This window comes from Arthrobacter sp. P1_A5 (assembly GCF_056406825.1).
This window is the reverse complement of sequence record NZ_JBFTZL010000217.1, coordinates 1-5,488: the sequence shown is the minus strand read 5'-3', so window position 1 is coordinate 5,488 and position 5,488 is coordinate 1. Positions and strand designations below refer to the sequence as shown.

Annotated in this window: 6 protein-coding genes; 5 read left to right on the top strand and 1 reads right to left on the bottom strand. The window is 65.2% G+C overall.

Translation table 11 applies throughout. The features are described 5' to 3' along the window. Positions 1-157 precede the first annotated feature (157 nt). The 3 genes from AC1D1S_RS18870 (at position 158) to AC1D1S_RS18860 (ending at position 2,706) form a co-directional block, all read left to right on the top strand. Positions 158-544: a PLDc N-terminal domain-containing protein gene (locus AC1D1S_RS18870; RefSeq protein ID WP_476995180.1), complete on the top strand. Its 387-nt coding sequence runs from the start codon at positions 158-160 to the stop codon at positions 542-544. A 529-nt stretch (positions 545-1,073) separates the two neighbouring features. Then, positions 1,074-1,526, top strand: a complete 453-nt coding sequence (locus AC1D1S_RS18865; RefSeq protein ID WP_243177939.1) for an SRPBCC domain-containing protein — start codon at positions 1,074-1,076, stop codon at positions 1,524-1,526. A gap of 286 nt (positions 1,527-1,812) precedes the next feature. Further along, a complete protein-coding gene (locus AC1D1S_RS18860) occupies positions 1,813-2,706 on the top strand; it encodes a response regulator (protein ID WP_476995179.1) in 894 nt (297 codons plus the stop codon). Positions 2,707-2,841: 135 nt separating this feature from the next. Here the strand turns inward: AC1D1S_RS18860 and AC1D1S_RS18855 are convergent, their stop codons facing one another. After that, the gene (locus AC1D1S_RS18855; RefSeq protein ID WP_028276654.1) at positions 2,842-3,444 is read right to left on the bottom strand and encodes a TetR/AcrR family transcriptional regulator; all 603 of its coding nucleotides are present in this window, start codon (positions 3,442-3,444) and stop codon (positions 2,842-2,844) included. 169 nt (positions 3,445-3,613) lie between these two features. Between AC1D1S_RS18855 and AC1D1S_RS18850 the strand changes: the two genes are divergently transcribed. After that, a complete protein-coding gene (locus AC1D1S_RS18850; RefSeq protein WP_476944604.1) occupies positions 3,614-4,687 on the top strand; it encodes an alkene reductase in 1,074 nt (357 codons plus the stop codon). A 67-nt stretch (positions 4,688-4,754) separates the two neighbouring features. After that, a complete protein-coding gene (locus tag AC1D1S_RS18845; protein ID WP_476995178.1) occupies positions 4,755-5,468 on the top strand; it encodes an SDR family oxidoreductase in 714 nt (237 codons plus the stop codon). Positions 5,469-5,488 lie beyond the last annotated feature (20 nt).

Genomic DNA, 5,488 nt, shown 5'->3' with positions numbered 1-5,488 from the left:
GGACGACGCCGCCAACGTCCAGGCCGCGGTCAGTGACCTCCAGGCGGCGACTAAATGCTGACCTCAAGGCCCCTCCGGGCAGGTCTGCAGCTAGCCTCAGTCCTGCCCGGCTGCATTCCCGCCCCACACCGCTCCTACAGAAAGCAGGGAAGTTGACATGAGTTTCTGGGAAAACTTTTGGGATATTTTCTGGTGGTTCTTCCTCGTATACGCGTTCATCGCCTTCCTCTGGGCGTTGTTCGCCGTCATCGGCGACTTGTTCCGCGACGACACGCTGAGCGGCTGGTGGAAAGCCGTCTGGATCCTCTTCCTGGTCTTCGTGCCCTTGTTGGGTGTGCTGGTCTACGTGATTGCCCGCGGTAGGGGCATGACGGAGCGGTCCATGGCACGGGCCCAGGAGAACCGGGAGGCCTCGGATGCTTACATCCGCAGCGTCGCTGCACCTAGTCCGAGCGACGAGATCTCCAAAGCCACGGCTCTTCGGGACTCCGGAACAATCAGCGCTGATGAATTCGAAAGAATCAAGACCAAGGCTCTGGTCTGAGAGCGCCATCGACCCAGTACCGCTTGGCAGCAGATGCAATGACCATGGACGAGGTGGTGTCTTAGTCCTCGACCAGGGTGCGGTGTCCTTCTGCGCAACCGCCAGACTGTCGCTCCATGCCATTGGGCGGCACGGTGGCCGGTTGCCAGCCGTCGAGGGCGTTCCCGCAGGCGGTTCGGACCGGCAGAGGCTGCGAGGAATAACCCGATCAGTGGACTCTCTGGCTGCCCACAGGAAGCCGGGCTACTAACCGGCTGTCACTCCGTTTAGAAAAGGAGAACCCCTTGTCTGAAGAATCAGTAGGGAGCCTCGTGCTGGTGATGCACGGTCTGCCGGCCGCGGAGGGCTGCGGTGTCATGGCCGTCCAGAACCCGGCGCTGCCCGTAGCCGGCGCTATCGGCCGTGGAGAATGCCGATGCCTGGCTGGTCGCGTCGGCGGTCCGGTCCTGCGGCCAATGCCTTGGGCTGCGTGCTGATGTCTACAGACCAGGTGCCCACAACCCGGCGCCCGCTCGGGCAGGGTCACAGCATGGCCCGGCACTCGGTCGGGGCCGAGACGCTGATCAAAGCCCGAAGCTCCACCGTCTGGGACGTCATCACCGATGCACGGAACTTCACCGTATGGGAATCCGGCATTACGCACATCAGGGGCGAGTTGCGCAACGGTGGCACCATCAGAATCCGAACCCACACCGGAGGGGAGCGCACCTTCCGGCTGCGTGTCCAGCAGATGCCCGGCGAGGTGATGACCTGGACCCAGGGCCTGCCTCTGGGCCTGCTCACCGGGGTGCGCACCTTCACGCTTGAACCGGTGGGCGGCATGACGCACCTGCTCGTAAGAGAAGAGTTCACTGGCCCGCTTTGCGGGCTGCTGCTCCGGGAGTTTGCGTCCGACACGCAGCAGGCTTTCACCGATTACGTTAGCGCGGTCAGGAAACGGGCCGAAATCCTCGGCCGACACGTTCGAACTACGGAGGCATGAGCGCCATCGGAGAAGCGCGCAGTGTCCAGGAGCGCCCGACGCCGCCCGAGCGTGCTCTGGGCCATACTCCCCGACGGACCTCTAGTGGCGGTCTGAGGTTACGACACCGGTTGTCTGCGGAACACCTTCAGAAAAGCCACGGATCCACCCACGCGGCCCCTTGTTGGGTCGGCACTATCGGTTTAGCGTGGGGCCTGTCGTGCAGTGTGCGCATGGATGCACGCTGGATGGGGACCGGACGGGATCATCCAGCACGCCTTCGGTGCCTTAAAAGCGAAGGAACGTAATGGCGATGATGGCTGAACCGGAAATCCACCCGCCGCCCCCTTTGGCCGGCCGGGGCGTCTATCTGCTGGACGACCACGAGGTCGTGAGACGGGGCCTGCGCCATCTGCTGGAGTCCGATGGTCTCAGCATCGCCGGAGAATCAGGATCCGCGCCCCGGGCGTTCCGGCGAATCCCTGCCCTCCGCCCGGAACTGGTCATCCTTGACGATGAGCTCCCCGACGGTTCAGGTGCCGACGTGTGCCGGGCCATCGCTGCGGCGGACCCGACCATCCGGTGCCTCCTGATGACCGGAGATGCCAACGAAGCCGTGCTGATCGACTCGATTCTGGCCGGCGCATGGGGGTGCCTGTCCAAACAGGACGGCAGCTGCGAACAGCTCAGGCTCATCCGCCGTGCCCTGGCCGGGCACACCGCGTACAGCGGCCGGTTCCGGACCGCGCTCGTTACCCCGCTCGTCGGGCCCGCAACCCAGTCCCTGGATAGGAGACTCCTGACCCTTACGAGACAGGAAATGAATACCGCCATCCGACTGGGGAGAGGGCTGACCAACCGCCAGATCAGCCAGGAAATGTCGCTGGCGGAAAAGACCGTGAAGAATCTGACCTCAACCATTCTGAGGAAACTCGGCATGGCGAGCAGGACGCAGGCCGCCGTGTTCATCACCAGGGCGCTGAATTCTTCTGACGACCCTGCCGACGGCGGATACCGGTTTAGCCCATCCCCGGCTCTGATCGCGGAGGTCACGGCAGCGCTGCTGGCCTGCACCAGCGAGTCCTGCACCGTGCCGCCCACAGACGAAGTGCGGGCAAGGGGCGTCCGGCGGCTTACCGACGCACTCATGGCGGCCCGGACCGATCGGATGGGACCCCACCTGCTGCCCGGCCGGACTTAAAAACCCGGAATGCCGCGAACCGCGCTCCCGGTGAGAGGCTGCGCATTCAGTACAGTAGCGGTGGCCGTTCTTCTGCCGATCCACGACCCCAGGCAATCGGTGGACACCGGGCGTTAGTGCGAGCACTTGATTGTGTCAGCGAGACAGCAGTACGCCGACCTGGGTCCGGATGTCCTGAACAATCTCGTCGATGCTCAATGCGGCGTTCACGGTCGCTGCCATGCTGAGGAACATGATGGCGCTGACGATGCGGGCCGTCGTAGCGGCATCCTGCGCACGAGGCAGCTCCTGCCTGCCCAGGACGGCAGCGATGGCCTCCTCGGTCTGCGCGACGATGGAGAGGGCCTCAGCGTGACGGGGCTCCGCGGGATCACCGAAGACCATTTCCCGCAGGTACGTGCGTCCGTTGTCGACCTGGACGCGATTGCATTCCACGATCGGCCGTACGATTGCCAGCACCGCATCGAGGATATCCGGGGTGGTTTCGGCATCAGCCCGACCCTGCTGAAGCGCTTCGGCGTAGTGTGCGTTCTGCACGAGGAGGAGGAGTTCGCCTTTGGTCTTCGCGTAAAGGAACAGGGTCCCGGTGCCGATGTCCGCCTTGTCGGCGATCTGCTGGGTCGTGACATCCTCGATGCCGTGCTCGGCCAGCAGTTCGCTTGCCGCGGCCGTGATGCGGTCCAGCTTCTGCTGCTTGTTCCGCTCGCGCCGTCCGACCGGCTGGGAGGCGAGAGACATGGTGATGGATCCTCCGGAATAGATTCTGACTGCACTCAGTTATGAGTGTAGTCACTACTGTGTGGGTTCGAGTGTTCCTTCGTTCATTCTCCCACGCAAGGGCCGAACCCCGGTGTTCCGTCCCGGCGGAGTGGTGGCGCTATTACCCGCGACGCAAAGGACCGCACACATGACTTCCTCCCTCTGGCAACCCTTCACCCTCGGCAATGTGGGGCTGCCGCACCGGCTCGCGCTGGCCCCGCTGACCCGGAGCCGCGCAAACCCGGACGGCACCCCCGGGGAACTGGCCGCCGAGTACTACGGCCAACGCGCCTCGCTCGGGCTGATCATCACCGAGGGCACACAGCCGTCCGAGGACGGCCAGGGCTACCTGAACACCCCCGGCATCTACACTCCCGAACACATCGAGGGATGGCGAAAGATCGCCGACACGGTCCATGCCGGCGGCGGAGCCCTGTTCATCCAACTGATGCACGTCGGCCGGATGTCGCACCCGGATAACACCCCGCACCACCGTCAGCCCGTTGGCCCATCGGCGATCTCGGCCGAGCAGGACATGTTCACTCCAACGGGCCCGCAGAAGACGCCGGTGCCGCGTGAGCTGACTGCCGAAGACATCCAGGCCACCATCGCCGGGTTCCGCCACGCCGCAGCCTCCGCTATCGCAGCGGGAGCGGACGGCGTGGAGATCCACAGCGCAAACGGGTACCTGCTCCACCAGTTCCTCTCGCCCAACTCGAACCACCGCACGGACGAATACGGCGGATCCGTGGAGAACCGGTCCCGGTTCGTCGTCGCGGTCGCCCGCGCGGTGGCCGAGGAGATCGGGGCAGACCGGACCGGCATCCGCATCTCACCGGCGTTCCCGCTGGGCGGAATCAACGAAGGGGATCCCGCCGACGTCCGGACACAGTACCGCCACCTGGTCGGCGAACTCGCCACACTGGACCTTGCGTACCTGCACGTACATCACCTCGGTGACGACGAACTGCTGCGGTCCTTCCGCGACGCGTGGCCTGCAGCCACCCTCGTCGTCCGCTATGGGCGCGACCGTGAGCAGATTGCCGACGACATCGACGCCGGGCTCGCGGACATCGCGCCGCTGGGCCGCTTCGCCCTGGCGAACCCCGACATTGTTGAGCGACTGCGCACTGGTGCGCCACTGAACGAGGTGGACCCGGCAACCCTGTATGGCGGCGGCGCGGCCGGGTACACCGACTATCCGGCCCTGGCACACGCCTAATCGTCTGCCGCGGGCCGTCCGCCGCCGACCTTACATACCCCGTACCGATCAGAAAGAAGAAACAGCCATGCCCTCACTTAACGGAGCAGTCGTCCTCATCACCGGAGCCAACGGCGGAATCGGCACGCAGTTCGTGCACGAAGCCCTCGCCAGGGGAGCTGCAAAGGTTTATGCGTCCGCCCGCACCCCCCGCACTTGGAACGACGAGCGCATCGTTCCGCTCGCCCTGGACGTCACCGACCCGGCCTCCATCCAGGCAGCGGTCGAGGCGGCACCGGATGTGACCGTGTTGATCAACAACGCCGGCGCGTCGGTCTCCAGTGCCGGGATCCTCACCCACACGGACGAGGAGATCCGCAGGAACGTCGAGACGAACTTTCTCGGGCCTCTCTTCGTCGCCCGCGCGTTCGCTCCGGTCCTGTCGGTGAAGGACGGAGCGATGATCATCGACATGCACTCGGCCCTGAGCTGGTACGCCGTCGCCGGCATTTACAGCGCCACCAAAGCCGCCCTCTGGTCCGCGACCAACTCCCTCCGCCTCGAACTCGCTCCCGCCGGCGTGCACGTCGTCGGCGTCCACGTCGCATACGTCGACACCGCGATGGCCGCGCACGCCACCGGCCCGAAGCTCGACCCGGCCGTGCTGGTGCGCACCGTGTTCGACGCCACTGAGGCAGGGGAGTACGAGGTCCTCGCCGACGGCACGTCTGTCCAGCTCAAGGCCGGACTCAGCGCACCCCTCGAAGCGGTCTACCCGCAGTTGGTGGACACAGACGCGTAAGGGAACAACCGGTGCCACCG